General features: G+C 70.7%; 17 protein-coding genes and 1 tRNA gene. 8 read left to right on the forward strand and 10 right to left on the reverse strand.

Going from position 1 to position 14,115, the window contains the following annotated elements; genetic code table 11:
• Window positions 1-26 precede the first annotated feature (26 nt).
• The 4 genes from O3S82_RS12430 to O3S82_RS12445 form a co-directional block, all read right to left on the reverse strand.
• Window positions 27-290, reverse strand: coding sequence for a hypothetical protein (locus tag O3S82_RS12430; RefSeq protein WP_179423442.1), 264 nt, complete (start codon window positions 288-290; stop codon window positions 27-29).
• A gap of 340 nt (window positions 291-630) precedes the next feature.
• Window positions 631-1,749: an FUSC family protein gene (locus O3S82_RS12435; RefSeq protein WP_269303181.1), complete on the reverse strand. Its 1,119-nt coding sequence runs from the start codon at window positions 1,747-1,749 to the stop codon at window positions 631-633.
• The gene (locus O3S82_RS12440) at window positions 1,746-2,066 is read right to left on the reverse strand and encodes a GroES family chaperonin (protein ID WP_179423438.1); all 321 of its coding nucleotides are present in this window, start codon (window positions 2,064-2,066) and stop codon (window positions 1,746-1,748) included. Before O3S82_RS12440 ends, O3S82_RS12435 begins: the two co-directional genes overlap by 4 nt.
• Window positions 2,066-2,335, reverse strand: a complete 270-nt coding sequence (locus O3S82_RS12445; protein WP_269303183.1) for a DUF3618 domain-containing protein — start codon at window positions 2,333-2,335, stop codon at window positions 2,066-2,068. Before O3S82_RS12445 ends, O3S82_RS12440 begins: the two co-directional genes overlap by 1 nt.
• A gap of 47 nt (window positions 2,336-2,382) precedes the next feature.
• Here O3S82_RS12445 and bcp point away from each other — a divergent pair, with 47 nt between their 5' ends.
• Both bcp and O3S82_RS12455 read left to right on the forward strand, forming a co-directional pair.
• Window positions 2,383-2,859, forward strand: coding sequence for a thioredoxin-dependent thiol peroxidase (bcp, locus tag O3S82_RS12450; protein ID WP_269303185.1), 477 nt, complete (start codon window positions 2,383-2,385; stop codon window positions 2,857-2,859).
• 35 nt (window positions 2,860-2,894) lie between these two features.
• Window positions 2,895-2,977, forward strand: a tRNA-Leu gene (locus tag O3S82_RS12455).
• 49 nt (window positions 2,978-3,026) lie between these two features.
• Here the strand turns inward: O3S82_RS12455 and O3S82_RS12460 are convergent.
• Complete coding sequence (locus O3S82_RS12460; protein WP_179423432.1) at window positions 3,027-3,464, reverse strand: nitroreductase family deazaflavin-dependent oxidoreductase; 438 nt, start codon at window positions 3,462-3,464, stop codon at window positions 3,027-3,029.
• Between the two features lie 88 nt (window positions 3,465-3,552).
• Between O3S82_RS12460 and O3S82_RS12465 the strand changes: the two genes are divergently transcribed.
• The 3 genes from O3S82_RS12465 to O3S82_RS12475 all read left to right on the forward strand — a co-directional run bounded on the left by O3S82_RS12465 (window position 3,553) and on the right by O3S82_RS12475 (window position 6,969).
• Window positions 3,553-3,981 carry a Fur family transcriptional regulator gene (locus O3S82_RS12465; RefSeq protein ID WP_269303188.1) on the forward strand — a complete coding sequence of 143 codons (429 nt, stop codon included), beginning with the start codon at window positions 3,553-3,555 and terminating at the stop codon, window positions 3,979-3,981.
• Window positions 3,982-4,001: 20 nt separating this feature from the next.
• Window positions 4,002-6,209, forward strand: a complete 2,208-nt coding sequence (gene katG / locus O3S82_RS12470; protein WP_269303190.1) for a catalase/peroxidase HPI — start codon at window positions 4,002-4,004, stop codon at window positions 6,207-6,209.
• Window positions 6,210-6,402: 193 nt separating this feature from the next.
• On the forward strand, window positions 6,403-6,969 hold the full coding sequence (locus O3S82_RS12475; RefSeq protein ID WP_269303192.1) for an NYN domain-containing protein: 567 nt from the start codon (window positions 6,403-6,405) through the stop codon (window positions 6,967-6,969).
• Here the strand turns inward: O3S82_RS12475 and O3S82_RS12480 are convergent, their stop codons facing one another.
• The 5 genes from O3S82_RS12480 to O3S82_RS12500 all read right to left on the reverse strand — a co-directional run bounded on the left by O3S82_RS12480 (window position 6,970) and on the right by O3S82_RS12500 (window position 11,673).
• Window positions 6,970-7,362: a hypothetical protein gene (locus O3S82_RS12480; RefSeq protein WP_179423426.1), complete on the reverse strand. Its 393-nt coding sequence runs from the start codon at window positions 7,360-7,362 to the stop codon at window positions 6,970-6,972. It lies immediately after the preceding gene.
• A 232-nt stretch (window positions 7,363-7,594) separates the two neighbouring features.
• Window positions 7,595-8,929, reverse strand: coding sequence for an FAD-binding oxidoreductase (locus tag O3S82_RS12485; RefSeq protein ID WP_269303195.1), 1,335 nt, complete (start codon window positions 8,927-8,929; stop codon window positions 7,595-7,597).
• A gap of 125 nt (window positions 8,930-9,054) precedes the next feature.
• On the reverse strand, window positions 9,055-9,726 hold the full coding sequence (locus O3S82_RS12490) for a methionine ABC transporter permease (RefSeq protein ID WP_179423401.1): 672 nt from the start codon (window positions 9,724-9,726) through the stop codon (window positions 9,055-9,057).
• A complete protein-coding gene (locus O3S82_RS12495; protein WP_269303198.1) occupies window positions 9,723-10,742 on the reverse strand; it encodes a methionine ABC transporter ATP-binding protein in 1,020 nt (339 codons plus the stop codon). Before O3S82_RS12495 ends, O3S82_RS12490 begins: the two co-directional genes overlap by 4 nt.
• A 1-nt stretch (window position 10,743) precedes the next feature.
• Window positions 10,744-11,673, reverse strand: coding sequence for a MetQ/NlpA family ABC transporter substrate-binding protein (locus O3S82_RS12500; protein WP_179423397.1), 930 nt, complete (start codon window positions 11,671-11,673; stop codon window positions 10,744-10,746).
• 151 nt (window positions 11,674-11,824) lie between these two features.
• Here O3S82_RS12500 and O3S82_RS12505 point away from each other — a divergent pair, with 151 nt between their 5' ends.
• Genes O3S82_RS12505 through O3S82_RS12515 form a run of 3 tightly spaced genes read left to right on the forward strand, consistent with a single transcriptional unit; the run spans window position 11,825 to window position 14,070 of the window.
• Window positions 11,825-12,286, forward strand: a complete 462-nt coding sequence (locus O3S82_RS12505) for a tRNA (cytidine(34)-2'-O)-methyltransferase (RefSeq protein WP_269303201.1) — start codon at window positions 11,825-11,827, stop codon at window positions 12,284-12,286.
• Window positions 12,287-12,307: 21 nt separating this feature from the next.
• Window positions 12,308-13,249 carry a 2,3,4,5-tetrahydropyridine-2,6-dicarboxylate N-succinyltransferase gene (gene dapD, locus O3S82_RS12510; protein WP_269303203.1) on the forward strand — a complete coding sequence of 314 codons (942 nt, stop codon included), beginning with the start codon at window positions 12,308-12,310 and terminating at the stop codon, window positions 13,247-13,249.
• Window positions 13,249-14,070: a hypothetical protein gene (locus O3S82_RS12515; protein ID WP_269303204.1), complete on the forward strand. Its 822-nt coding sequence runs from the start codon at window positions 13,249-13,251 to the stop codon at window positions 14,068-14,070. The genes dapD and O3S82_RS12515 overlap by 1 nt, the downstream gene beginning before the upstream one ends.
• Window positions 14,071-14,115 lie beyond the last annotated feature (45 nt).

Consider the following 14,115-nt stretch of genomic DNA (forward strand, 5'->3'; position numbering starts at 1 on the left):
CGGGTACGCGCCTCGTGGCGTGTCAGTCAGCGGTTGGCGCGAACGCCCCACACCTGGCTGTAGACGGAACGGGTCTGGCGCTGCGCGCGTCGACGGTGCTTCACCCGCTCCAGGACCACGACGCGATCGAGATCGGGGCGCGGTCGCGGCTTGATCTTCAGGTCGAACAACGACATGGAGGTCACCTCCTCTCCCGTGGTCGCCTCCGCGTGGACGGTCCCGGAGTTCGGGACGGGTGTCGGGGCAGTGGTGGTGTTCGCGGGCATGAGGTGGGTGAGAGTCGTGGTCATGACGCGCCTCCTTTCTGATTCGTGTGGGTGGTGGGCAAAAGAAGTGCCGCTCCGGACGAGCGTCCGAAGCGGCTGGTGATACGTGTCGACAGAAGGAAGTCGACTAGGTCAGCAACACGACGGAGGAGCGCCCGGCGGCGTTCGTGAACACGAGGAACGGGGTCATCGGTGCTCACCTCCTGCGTCTGTGTGACGAGTCACTCCGGTCGGAGCGACCCGTCGAAACTAGTGGATCAATCCTCGTCTGTCGAGGGTTCCGGCGGCGTTTCCTCGGATTCGTCGTCATGGACGAGCTCGGCGAGGCGCCGGCGCAGCTCGGCGAGCAGGTGACGCGGCTCCATCAGTCCACGTCCAGGAGGTCGTCGAGGGCCGTGCGCGGCACTCCCCCGGCCATCAGCAGGTCGGCCGCGAGCGACCGCACCTGGGCCGCGATCGAGGCGGTGTTCACGGTGAGCCGTTCGGCCATGGCGTGCATCGCCAGGTCGGAGGCCTCGACGAGTCGCTCGTTCGCCCGCTCGAGGTCGACCGAGGAGGCGTACTCGTCGGCGTAGATGCGCACCGCCTCCACGAGCGTCTCGACGGAGCGGGCCAGCCCGTCGGGGGCACGCTCACCGTGCCGGAGCATCGAGGCGACGCGTCGCGCCAGCACGCGGGCGTCGCGCAGCGCGTTGTCGAGGTCGTTGACGCTGCCGGCGTAGCGCTCCACGTCGGCCCGCTCCTTCCAGCGCAACGGAGCGAGTCGCACGATCTCGCTGACGTTCGCGGCGGTGGCGTGCAGCGACTCGATGACCGGCTGTGCGTCGCGCGCCTCGGCGAGCGCGGCGTCGGCCAGCTGCGCGTCGTGGCCACGCATCGCCGCGGCGATCCGCTCGAGCACGCCGGTGAGTCCGGCGAGCAGCTCCTGCAGACCCTCGTCGATGTCGCGGCGCGTGTTGCGCGGCAGCACGAGCAGCATCGCGAAGCCGCACAGGCCGCCGATCAGGGCGTCGATGAAGCGGCTGACCGCGGGGTTGGCCGCGCCCGCGAGCGGCACGATCGCCGCCAGCAGCACGCCCGAGTTGATGGCCTGCGTGAGCGCCATGCCCCGCAGGTTGAACAGCATCGCCACCACGGCCGTGAGGGAGGCGACCAACGCCATCTGCCAAGCTCCGCGGCCGATGGCCAGGATCAGCATCTCGCCCACGAGCACGCCGAAGGCCACGCCCAGCACGAGCTCGAAGACGACGCGCTGGCGCCGTCCGGCGCCGCCCATGAGCGTGATGACCGCCGCGATCGGCGCGAAGAACGCCTGGCTGTGGCCCAGGACGTACGTGGCGATGGCGAATGCGGCACCGGTGGACAGAGCGATCCGCAGCAGCATGCGCCAGCTGCGACGCACCCGGGTGAGCCGGTCCTGCAGCGTGACCTCGACGCGGGGCAGGCGCAACCGGCGGAACGGGAGCCGGTCGCGATCGCTCACAGGTACAGGCCGGTCTGGCCCTCGTCGATCCGCTCGGAGGCCACCGCGTGCAGGTCGCGCTCCCGGAGCAGGATGAAGCTCTCGCCGCGCACTTCCACCTCGGCGCGGTCGTCGGGGTCGAACAGGACCCGGTCGCCGACCTCGACCGTCCGGACCTGCGAGCCGACGGCCTCGACCCGTGCCCAGCCCAGCCGGCGGCCCATGGCCGCGGTGGCGGGGATGACGATGCCGCCGGACGACCGGCGGTCGCCGGCCTCCTTGTCGAGCGAGACCAGGAGCCGGTCGTGCAGCATCCGGATCGGGAGCTTGGCGTCCATCACTTCAGGAGTCGGCGCAGCACCGCAAAGCCGGCGATCGTGGCGACCGTGCCGGTGACGACCGGGACGATGTGCTCGAATCGCGGACCGGTCTCCTCGTCGACGAAGTAGTCCTTGAGCCGCTGCACCTGGCGCTTGGCGATGTTGCCGGGCTTCACGCGATCGACGAGCTCGTCGATGTTGCCGCTGAGCCGCGTCAGCAGCACCTCGAGCTCGTCGACGATCTCGTCGGGGGACGCCTGGGCGGGGTCCGCATTTCCTCGTGCCACGGGAGTCCTCTCGGTTCGGTGCGGGGTGCCTTGTCAGGATAGTGCCCATGACGACCCGCTTGCAGCCCGGCGATCCGGCCCCCGACTTCACCCTCCCGACCGACGATGGGAAGACCGTCACGCTCTCGGACCTGCGCGGCCGCCGCGTGATCGTCTACTTCTACCCCGCCGCGATGACACCGGGCTGCACGAAGCAGGCCTGCGACTTCAGCGACTCGATCGACCGGCTGCAGGCCGAGGGCTACGACGTGCTGGGCATCAGCCCCGACCAGCCCGAGAAGCTCGCGAAGTTCCGCGAGCGCGACGGCCTGTCGATCACGCTGCTGTCCGATCCGGACAAGCAGGTCCTCGGTGCGTACGGCGCGTTCGGCGAGAAGAAGCTCTACGGCAAGGTCGTCGAGGGCGTCATCCGCTCGACCTTCGTCATCGACGACGAGGGCAAGGTCGAGCTCGCGCAGTACAACGTGAAGGCCACGGGTCACGTCGCGAAGCTGCGACGCGATCTCGGCCTCGACGCGGCCTGACGGTCGCGGTCACGCGGCCCTACGCTGGGGCCGTTGCCGGTGTGGCGGAACGGTAGACGCGCCAGGTTTAGGTCCTGGTGTCCTCACGGGCGTGCAGGTTCGATTCCTGTCACCGGCACCCGATCAGATGTGCTCCAGCGCGCTCAGCTCATCGGTTCGAGCACGACTCAGCTCATCGGTTCGAGCACGAACACGGGAATCTTCCGGTCGGTCTTCTTCTGGTAGTTGGCGTAGTCGGGCCACACGGCCACGGAGCGCTCCCACCAGGTCTCGTACTCCTCACCCTCGAGCTCGCGGGCGCGGTAGTCGCGCTTGTCGGCCCCGTCCTGCAGCTCGACGTGCGAGTTCGCCTTGAGGTTCCAGTACCAGTTGGGCTGCGACGGGTGCCCGCCCTTCGAGGCGACGACGGCGTACTCGCCCTCGTGCTCGACGCGCATGAGCGCGGTCTTGCGCAGCTTGCCCGACTTCGCACCCACGCTGGTGAGGACGATGATCGGCACCCCCTGCAGCAGATTGGCCTCACGCCCGTCCGTGGCCTCGTAGGTCTCGGCCTGCGTGCGGGCCCACTCGGACGTGCTCGGTTCGTACTCTCCGGTCAGCGGCATGGCCCCAGTCTGCCGCGCCACACCTCGCCACGCGACACACCCGCGACCTTTTCTTGATCGATTCAAGAAAGGCCTCTAGGGTGGAGCCATGACCTCCTCCCCCGCCATCGAGCAGTCGCTCCGCGACGCCGGGCTGAGGGTCACGCGCCAGCGCACGGCCGTCATGGACGCCGTCGCCGCCAACCCCCACGCCGAGACCTCGACGATCATCGACCACGCCCGGTCGACGCTCCCCGAGATCTCGCACCAGGCCGTCTACGACGCCCTGCACGCCCTCACCGACGCGGGCCTCGTCCGCTGCATCGAGCCAGCCGGCTCGGTGGCGCGCTACGAGTCGCGCACGGACGACAACCACCACCACCTCGTGTGCCGGTCCTGCGGCCACATCGTCGACATCGACTGCACCATCGGCGCCGCGCCCTGCCTCACGCCCGCCGAGGACCACGGCTTCGTCATCGACGAGGCCGAGGTCGTCTTCTGGGGCCTGTGCCCCTCCTGCTCTGCCCAGAACGCCTGACGAATCCCGAAAGGACCAGCATGTCTGACAAGAACCACGACGACGCGATCCTCGCCGAGGTCAACGACCCGGACGAGGCGAAGGGCAAGTGCCCCGTCGTGCACAACCAGCTGCCGAAGCCGGTGGCCGGTGACGCGAACCGCAAGTGGTGGCCCGAGCGCCTCAACCTCGGCATCCTGGCCAAGAACGCGCCGGTCCGGAACCCGATGGACGACGACTTCGACTACCGCGCGGAGTTCAGCTCGCTCGACCTCGCCGCGGTCAAGGCCGACATCGCGGCCGTCCTGACCGACTCCAAGGACTGGTGGCCCGCCGACTTCGGCAACTACGGCCCGCTCATGATCCGCATGGCGTGGCACAGCGCCGGCACCTACCGCGTGACCGACGGTCGCGGCGGCGCGGGCGCCGGCCAGCAGCGCTTCGCTCCCCTGAACTCGTGGCCGGACAACGTCAACCTCGACAAGGCCCGCCGGCTGCTGTGGCCCGTCAAGCAGAAGTACGGCCAGAAGATCAGCTGGGCCGACCTGATGATCCTCGCCGGCAACGTCTCGCTGGAGACCATGGGCTTCCCGACCTACGGCTTCGCCGGTGGCCGCGAGGACGTGTGGGAGGCCGACGCCGACGTGTACTGGGGCGCCGAGACCGAGTGGCTGGGCGACGAGCACCGCTACTCCGGCGACCGTGAGCTCGAGGCTCCCCTCGCCGCCGTGCAGATGGGCCTGATCTACGTCAACCCCGAGGGTCCCGGCGGCCACCCCGACCCGCTGGCCTCCGCCCGCGACATCCGCGAGACGTTCGGCCGCATGGCCATGAACGACGAGGAGACCGTCGCGCTCATCGCCGGTGGCCACACCTTCGGCAAGACGCACGGTGCGGCCGACGCCGACAACCTCGAGCCCGAGCCCGAGGGCGCTCCCATCGAGCAGCTCGGCCTGGGCTGGAAGAACAACCACGGCACCGGCCACGGCGCCGACACCATCACGTCGGGCCTCGAGGTCACCTGGACCTACCACCCGACGCGCTGGGACAACGAGTTCTTCCACATCCTGTTCGCGTACGAGTGGGAGCTGTTCACCTCGCCCGCCGGCGCGCACCAGTGGCGTCCGGTCAACGGCGGCGGCGCGGACATGGTCCCCGAGGCCCACGGCTCCGGAGCCCGCGAGCCGCGCATGCTCACGTCGGACATCGCGCTGCGCGAGGATCCCGCCTACCGCGAGATCTCGCTGCGCTTCAAGAACGACCCGCAGGCGTTCACCGACGCGTTCGCCCGTGCCTGGTTCAAGCTGACGCACCGCGACATGGGCCCGAAGGCGCGCTACCTCGGCGCCGAGGTCCCGCAGGAGGACCTGCTCTGGCAGGACCCGCTGCCGGCGTGGGAGGGCGAGGTCATCGGCGACGCCGACGTCACCGCGCTCAAGGCGAAGGTCCTCGAGACCGGCCTGACCGTCTCCGAGCTCGTCTCCACGGCGTGGGCCGCTGCGTCGTCCTTCCGCGGCAGCGACAAGCGCGGCGGCCTGAACGGCGCCCGCATCCGTCTCGCGCCGCAGAACGGCTGGGCGGTCAACAACCCCGCGCAGCTGGCGAAGGTCCTCAATGTCCTGCAGGGCGTCGCGGACGCCTACGACAAGGCGGTCTCGCTGGCCGACGTCATCGCGATCGCCGGTGCGGCCGCGGTGGAGAAGGCCGCGCGTGACGGTGGCGTCGAGATCACGGTTCCCGTCACGGTGGGCCGCGTCGACGCCAGCCTCGAGGAGACGGACGTCGAGTCGTTCGGCCACCTCGAGCCGCGCCACGACGGCTTCCGCAACTACGAGGGCAAGGGCGGCATGCCGGCCGAGTACGAGCTCATCGACCGCGCCAACCTGCTCACGCTGACCGCTCCGGAGACGACCGTCCTCGTCGGCGGCCTGCGCGTGCTGGGCGCCAACTACGACGGCTCCGACCTGGGCGTCCTCACCGATCGCGTCGGCACGCTGACGAACGACTTCTTCGTCAACCTGCTCGACATCGACACCCAGTGGACCGCCACGGACCCGTCGAGCACGCGCTTCGCGTCGAAGGACGGCCGCTGGACAGGCACCCGCGCCGACCTGGCGTTCGGCTCGAACTCCGAGCTGCGCGCGCTGGCCGAGGTCTACGGCAGCTCCGACGCGCAGGAGAAGTTCGTCCGGGACTTCGTCGCCGCGTGGACGAAGGTCATGGACCTCGACCGGTTCGACCTGGTCTGATCCACCTCCGCACGACGCCCCCGGGACCTCGGTCCCGGGGGCGTCGTCGTGTCCGCGGCCTCTGACGCCCGCCGCCCCTCTCCACTTCTGGAACGGGTTGCACGTTCCCCGCGATCGAAAGCGTTCATCCCGTTCCAGAAGTGGGGAGGCCGCGCGCAGGACCGACCGCCCGCGGCCGCGTAGGGTTCGGAGCGTGAACAGCGACTCGGGCTCCCAGACCTACCTGCTGGTGGACGGCGAGAACATCGACGCCACCCTCGGCATGTCGATCCTCGGCCGCCGTCCCCAACCGCAGGAGCGCCCGCGGTGGGACCGGCTGCTCCGGTTCGCCGAGGACCTCTGGAGCCAGCCCGTCCAGGGCCTGTTCTTCCTCGCGGTCGACACCGACCTGCCGATGCCGTTCGTGCAGGCGCTGACGTCGATCGGCTACCGTCCGGTGCCGCTGTCGGGCACGCCCGACCAGAAGGTCGTCGACCTGGCCATCCAGCGCACGCTGGAGGAGATCGCCCGGCGCGACGCCGACGTCATGCTCGCGAGCAACGACGGCGACTTCGTCCCGCAGGTCGAGGCGCTCGTCAGCGGCTCGCGCCGCGTGGCCGTGCTGGGCTTCGACGAGTTCCGCAACTCCCGCTTCAGCGCGCTCGTGCCCCGCGGGCTGGAGTGCTACGACCTCGAGCACGACGTCGACGCGTTCACCGTGGCACTGCCGCGCATCAAGGTCATCCCGATCGACGAGTTCGACCCGCGCGACTTCCTCTGATCACGCGGCGCGCGCGGCCTCCAGCCGGGGTCCGCGTCGCAGCTGCTCCCAGCCGGGACGACCGAGCAGGTCGATCTCCACGTCCCACGTGGTGAGGTGGTGACGCTCGTCGCCGGCGTGGAAGTCGGCTCCGACGAGCAGCGACTCGGAGGCCTCGCCGCCCGCGACGACCACCCACTGGGCGCGTCCCGGGACGGTGAGCACGGCGTCGTGCAGCTGGAGCCGGACGCAGCGCCCGGCCTCACCCGTGCGGGCGTCGACGAGCTCGGCCCTGCGGCTAGTGCCGACGGGCTGCGAGACCGCACACACGACGTAGACGGTCCCCTCGTCGTCGGGCGCGATCAGGTCGCCGGCTCGCAGCTGCGAGACGGGCCTCGCAATCGGCTCGGTCATGACGGTCACCTCCAGGCGTGTGCTCGTGGGCTCGAGCTCCCAGTCAGCCACGCGCCTCGGACACTTTCCAGCCGTCTCACCATGCGGCCGCTCGCCTGACAGCCGCCGCCGTACAGCCGCACCCCCCGGGCACGCCAGATGTGTAGCGGCATCGACCGTCTTCCCTCGGATCCGCCGCGAAAAGCGTGGGCAGCGCTACACATCTCGCACGCCGGAGGCGTGGTTGCGAGGGTCAGAAGGCCTTGCCCGGGTTGAGCAGGCCCACGGGGTCGAGGGCGTGCTTGATCGCGCGGTGGACGTCGAGACCCGTGTCGCCGAGCTCGCGGCGGGCGTGCTCGCGCTTGAGGAGGCCCACGCCGTGCTCGCCGGTGAGCGTGCCGCCGAGCTCCAGCGCGAGGTCGAAGATGCGGTCGGCGGCCAGCTGGACGTCCTCGGGCACCTCGTCGCCGAGTCTCGGGTCCCACGAGACGATCGGGTGCAGGTTCCCGTCGCCGGCGTGGGCGAACGTGTGCACGGTGACGCCGGTCTCCGCGCTGATCGCCTCGATGCCGCGCACGGCCTCGGCGAGCCTGGAGCGCGGCACGCAGACGTCCTCGATCAGGGCGCGGCCGAAGCGCTCGATCGAGGGCAGCGCCAGCCGCCGCGCCGCGAGCAGCTCGTCCGCGCGAGCGGCGTCCTCGGTGTGCTCGATCCACGTGGCGGTCGCTCCGAGCACCGCGGCGACGGCCGAGGCCTGGGAAGCCGCATCGGGGCCGTCCGTGCGGGCGAGCACGAGCGCTCCCCCGCGCGCGCTCAGGGAGGTGCCCTGCGCCGCGTCGATCGTCGCCAGGGTGCAGGCGTCGAGCAGCTCGAGCACCGAGGGCACGAGTCGGGCCGCGGCCAGGGCCGAGGTCGCCGCAGCCGCGGACTCCACGTCGGCGAAGCTGGCCGCCACCGTGGCCTCGGCGACCGGCACGGGACGCAGCCGCAGCGTGGCGCCGACGATGACGCCGAGCGTGCCCTCGGAGCCGACGAGCAGCGAGGTCAGGTCGTAGCCCGTCACGCCCTTCAGCGTGCCGCGGCCGGTGGCGAGCCGACGTCCGTCGGCCAGCACGACCTCCAGCCCCAGCACCGCGTCGCGCGTGACCCCGTACTTCACGCAGCGCATGCCGCCCGCGTTGGTCGCGATGTTCCCGCCGATGGTCGAGAGGTGGGCGCTGGCGGGGTCGGGGGCGTAGAACAGGCCGTGCTCGCGCGCGGCGGCGTCGAGGTCGGCGGTGATCACGCCCGGCTCCACCACGGCGATCTCGTCCACCGGGTCCAGCGAGACGATCCGGTCCAGGCCCGCGACGTCGAGGACCACGGCGCCCTGCGTCGCGACCGCTCCCCCGGCGAGGCCGGAGCCGCCGCCCCGGGTCACCACCGGCGTCCGCGTGGACGTGGCCCAGCGCAGCACCTCCACGACGTGGTCGACGTCGACGGCGCGCACGACCGCGAGGGGCTCGGCCCCCGGACGTCCGCTGCGGTCGGAGGCCGCGGCCGCGAGGGCCGCAGGGTCGGTCAGGGCACCGGGGGGAAGCGCGGTCACCACTCCACCCTCTCGTGCCCACGCCCCCGGGCGCGCGAGATGTGTGGCGGCATCCACCCTTTTTCCGGCTCGACCAGGGAAAAAGGGTGGACAGCGCTACACATCTGGCGCGCCGGAGGCGTGGATCAGCGGCGCAGGACCTTGCGGGCCAGGGTGTTGCCGAAGAACTGGCCCACCTGGACGAAGGCCACGATGATCAGCACGACCGTCCACGTGACGACGGTGTCGAACTGGCGGTAGCCGTACTGTTGGGCGAAGGCGCCCAGGCCGCCGGCGCCGATGACGCCCGCGATCGCGCTCATGTCGACGATCGCGACGAACGCGAACGTGTAGCCCAGGATCAGCGGACCGAGGGCCTCGGGGACCACGACGGTCGCGAGGATTCGCAGCCGGCTGGCGCCCATCGAGCGAGCAGCCTCGATCACGCCGGGCTCGACGGTCACGAGGTTCTGCTCGACGATGCGCGCGATGCCGAACATCGCCGCGAGGGTCATCGCGAAGATGATCGCCCGGTTGCCGATGCCGATGCCCACGACGAGCCGCGCGAACGGCTGCACCGCCGCGATGAAGATCACGAACGGGATCGGGCGGAAGAAGTTCACCACCACGTTGAGCACCGTGAAGGCGACGCGGTTCGCGAACAGGCCGCCGGCGCGCGTGGCGTAGAGCGCCAGGCCCACGACGAGGCCCAGGAAGCCACCGATCGCGACGGTGATCGCGACCATGTAGAACGTCTCCCACGTGGCCGTGCCGATCAGCGGCCACAGCTCGGGGAGGTTGGTGTCCCGGGCGATCATGCGAGCACCTCCACGCCCTCGAGGCGACCCACCTGGGCCACCGCCTCGTCGACGCCGTCACCGTGCACCGACAGCGTGACGTGCCCGAAGACCGAGCCGCCGACGCGGTTCACGCCGCCCTGCACGATCTCCACCTTCAGTCCCCGTGCGACGAGCGCCGCGAAGACGTCGGACTGGCTCGTGCGGCCCTCGACGTCGACGACGACGAGACGCCCGCCGAAGCGCTCGCGCAGCGCCGCGAGCTCGGGCCCCTGCGGGACCTCCTCGACCAGCGTGCCGACGAAGCGCCGCGTCACGTTCTCGCGCGGGCGGGCGAAGATCTCGGCCACGCGTCCGCTCTCGACGATCCGGCCGTGCTCCATGACGCTCACCTTGTGGGCGAGCGTGCGGACCACGTCCATCTCGTGCGTGATGACGATGATCGTGATGCCCAGCTCCTCGTTGACCTTGCGGAGCAGCCCGAGCACCTCACGCGTGGTGTCGGGATCCAGGGCGCTGGTGGACTCGTCCGCCAGCAGGATCGAGGGGTTCGTCGCGAGCGCCCGGGCGATGCCCACGCGCTGCTTCTGCCCGCCCGAGAGCTGCTCGGGGTAGGCGTGCGCCTTGTCGGCCAGGCCGACGAAGTGCAGCAGCTCGGAGATCCGGCGCTGGCGCTCCGCCTGGTCGACGCCCGCCAGGCGCAGCGGGAACTCCAGGTTCCCCCACACGGTGCGCGACCGCATGAGGTTGAACTGCTGGAAGATCATCCCGATGCCCTGACGGACGCCACGCAGGTCGCGCTCGCGCAGCTGGTCGAGCCGCGTCCCGTCCACCGTGACGCTGCCCGAGGTCGGCTGCTCCAGCGCGTTGACCAGTCGCACCAGGGTGGACTTGCCCGCGCCGGAGTAGCCGACGATCGCGTGGATCTCACCGGCCTCCACGTCGAGGTCGACCCCGCGGATCGCCTCGACGGGGGCCGCGCCCCGCTTCGTGGGCGCGAACGTCTTGTGGACGTCGCGCAGCTCGACCAGTGCCATGTCAGCCCTGCGCGGCGGTGTCCGCCTCGACGTCGGCGAGCGACGCCTGCAGGTCGGCCGCCGGCGTCTTCAGCAGCTGCGCCGTGTTGCCCGAGACCTCCTGCACGCCGTCGAGGACGGGCTTGCTGTTCTGGTAGATCTCGATGAGCTTCTGGTACGTCTTGTTGTCCTTGTCCTCGGCGCGGACGGCGAAGATGTTGACGTACGGCAGCGCGTTCGGGTCGGACGGGTCGTCCTGGGCGATCGCGTCGGAGAACTTCAGGCCGGCCTTCTCGACGAAGTCGTTGTTGACGATCGCGGCGTCGACGTCGGGCAGCGAGGTGGGCGTCAGGTCGGCCTTGATCGCCTTGACCTTGACCTTCGAGGCGGCCTTGTCGACGTCGGCGAGCGTCGAGAAGATCGAGCCGCCGTCCTTCAGCTTGATGAGGCCGGCCGACTGCAGGATCAGCAGGCCACGGGCCTGGTTGCTGTCGTCGTCCGGCACGACCACGGTGTCGCCCTGCTTGAGCTCCTCGACCGAGTCGACCTTCTGCGAGTACAGGCCCAGCGGGTAGATCGCGGTGGCGCCGACGGGCACGAGGTCCTGCTTGTTCGAGACGTTGTAGTCCGCCAGGTAGACGATGTGCTGGAACTGGTTGATGTCGATCTCGCCCTCGGTGAGCGCCGGGTTGGGCTGCGCGTAGTCGGCGAAGTCGACGACCTCGAGATCGATGCCCTCCTTCTCGGCCTCGTCCTGGAGCGTCTTCCAGTAGGGGTCGCTGGCGCCCACGGTACCGAGCTTGACCTTCGTCAGGTCGCCGCCGGCGCTGTCGCCACCCCGGGTGAGGGCGAACGCGATGAGGGCCGCCACGACGGCGATCACGACGACAGCCAGCGCGATCGCGGGGCCGCGGCGCTTGGGTGCCTCGATGAGGGGGGAGTTGTCGGACACGGTGGTTCCTTTCCGGTGCGGGGCGCCCCGGTCCTTGTGGGAGGGGCGACGACGACCGTAGGCAGGTCCCACGAACCCCTCCGACCACGTCTCACACTCCAAGAACTGGCGTCGGCGATGCCGGAAAAGTGTTAGCGCCTACTGTGGGGGCGTGTTCCGGATCCTGTTCTTCGAGCCGCGCATCGCCGGGAACACCGGCAACGCCATCCGCCTGGCCGCCGCCACGGGATCGCACCTGCACCTGGTGGATCCGCTGTTCGACTTCGAGGACGCGAAGCTGCGCCGGGCAGGCCTGGACTACCACGATCTCGCCGTCGTCACGGTGCACCGCACGCTCGACGAGGCCTACGAGGCCCTGCTGCCGGCGCGTGTCTTCGCGTACACGACCGCGGCCACCACGCGGTACAGCGACGTGGCGTACGAGCTGGGCGACGTGCTGCTCTTCGGCCCCGAGCCCACCGGTCTGCCCGAGGAGGTCATGGCCGACGCGCGCGTCACCGACCGCCTCCGGCTGCCGATGCAGCCGTCGCGCCGGTCGATGAACCTCGCCAACTGCGCGTCCATCGCGGTCTACGAGGCCTGGCGCCAGCACGGGTTCGCCGGCGGGGTGTGACCCCTCGATAGCCTTGGGGGCATGAGCGACTCCCCTCGATCCGCCCACGCCTGGGGCCTGGCCACCGTCACGCCCGAAGGCACCGTCCTGGACGTCTGGTACCCCGCCCCGGCCCTCGGCCCGGCGCCGGAGAGCACCGTCGAGCCCGCCGAGCTCGTGGCCGCGTCGCGCCACGATGCTGTGCGAGGGGTCGAGACCCGCGTGGTCCACACCGAGATCGCCGACCTGGACGCCGCGCCCACCGACGCGTACGACGTCTACCTGCGCCTGCACCTGCTCTCGCACCGCCTCGTCCAGCCGCACGGACAGAACCTGGACGGCGTCTTCGGCCTGCTCAGCAACGTCGTGTGGACGTCGATCGGCCCGTGCCCCGTCGAGGGCTTCGAGGACGTGCGCGCCCGCGCCCGCGCCGCCGGCCTGGTCGTCGCGGTCACCAGCATCGACAAGTTCCCGCGCATGACCGACTACGTCGTCCCGTCGGGCGTGCGCATCGGCGACGCCGACCGCGTGCGCCTCGGCGCCCACCTCGCCGAGGGCACCACGGTCATGCACGAGGGCTTCGTGAACTTCAACGCCGGCACGCTCGGCCACGCCATGGTCGAGGGGCGCATCTCGGCCGGCGTCGTCGTGGGCAACGGCTCCGACGTCGGCGGCGGCGCCTCGATCATGGGCACGCTGTCCGGTGGCGGCAAAGAGGTCATCCGCGTGGGCGACGGCTGCCTGATCGGCGCCAACGCCGGCATCGGCATCTCGCTCGGCGACGACTGCGTCGTGGCCGCGGGCACGTACGTCACCGCGGGCACCAAGGTCACGCTGCCCGACGGCGCGGTCGTCAAGGCCGCCGAGCTGTCGGGCTCCGACGGCATCCTCTTCCTCACGAACAGCCAGACCGGTGCCATCGAGGCGCGCCCCCGCGGCGGCCGCACCGGCGTCGAGCTGAACGCCGACCTGCACGCCAACTGATGCGCTGGATCGTCGCCACCGTCGTCGCGACGGTGGCGCTCGTGCTCGTCGTCTTCAAGATCTACGAGACCGAGGCGCAGGCGCGCGACTACTGCGTGGCCACGGTGGGCGACCGCACGGTGGAGGTCGACCTCGAGCAGGCGAAGTGGTCGGCGCTCATCGCAGCGAAGGCCCAGGAGCGTGGACTGCCGCCGCGCGCCACGACGATCGCGATCGCGACCGCCTACCAGGAGTCGAAGATCCGCAACATCGACTACGGCGACCGTGACTCCGTCGGACTGTTCCAGCAGCGCCCGTCGCAGGGCTGGGGCTCGGTCGAGCAGATCCTCGACCCGTCCTACTCGATCGGGAAGTTCTACGACGGTCTGGTGAGGATCGACGGCTACGAGTCGATGGAGATCACCGACGCCGCGCAGGCCGTGCAGCGCTCGGGCTTCCCCGAGGCGTACGCCGACCACGAGGCCGACGCGCGCGTGCTGGCCTCGTCGCTGCGCGGCTACTCCCCCGCCGCGTTCGCGTGCGCCACCGACCCGAAGGCCGGCTCGGTCTCGTCCGATCTCGAGGAGTACCTCGACGAGGCGTTCGGCCGGGTCCGCGTGGACACCGACCCGTCCTCGGGCCAGAGCGCGATCGCGCTGACCGGGGATGACGTCGACGCCCGCGGCTGGGCGCTCGCGCAGTTCCTCGTGGCGAACTCCACCGAGTTCCGCATCGCCGAGGTCACCTTCGACGACATGCACTGGGAGGCCGACCAGGACGAGCCCGGCTGGAGCCCCACCGAGGACGCCAGCCGCACCGAGGTCCGCTTCGTGCGGCGCTGAACCCGGGAACGCGAACGCCCCGCCCCTCCCACTTCTGGAACGAGA

Origin of the sequence: Aeromicrobium sp. HA (genome assembly GCF_027171405.1) — a bacterium.
Classification (GTDB): domain Bacteria; phylum Actinomycetota; class Actinomycetes; order Propionibacteriales; family Nocardioidaceae; genus Aeromicrobium; species Aeromicrobium tamlense.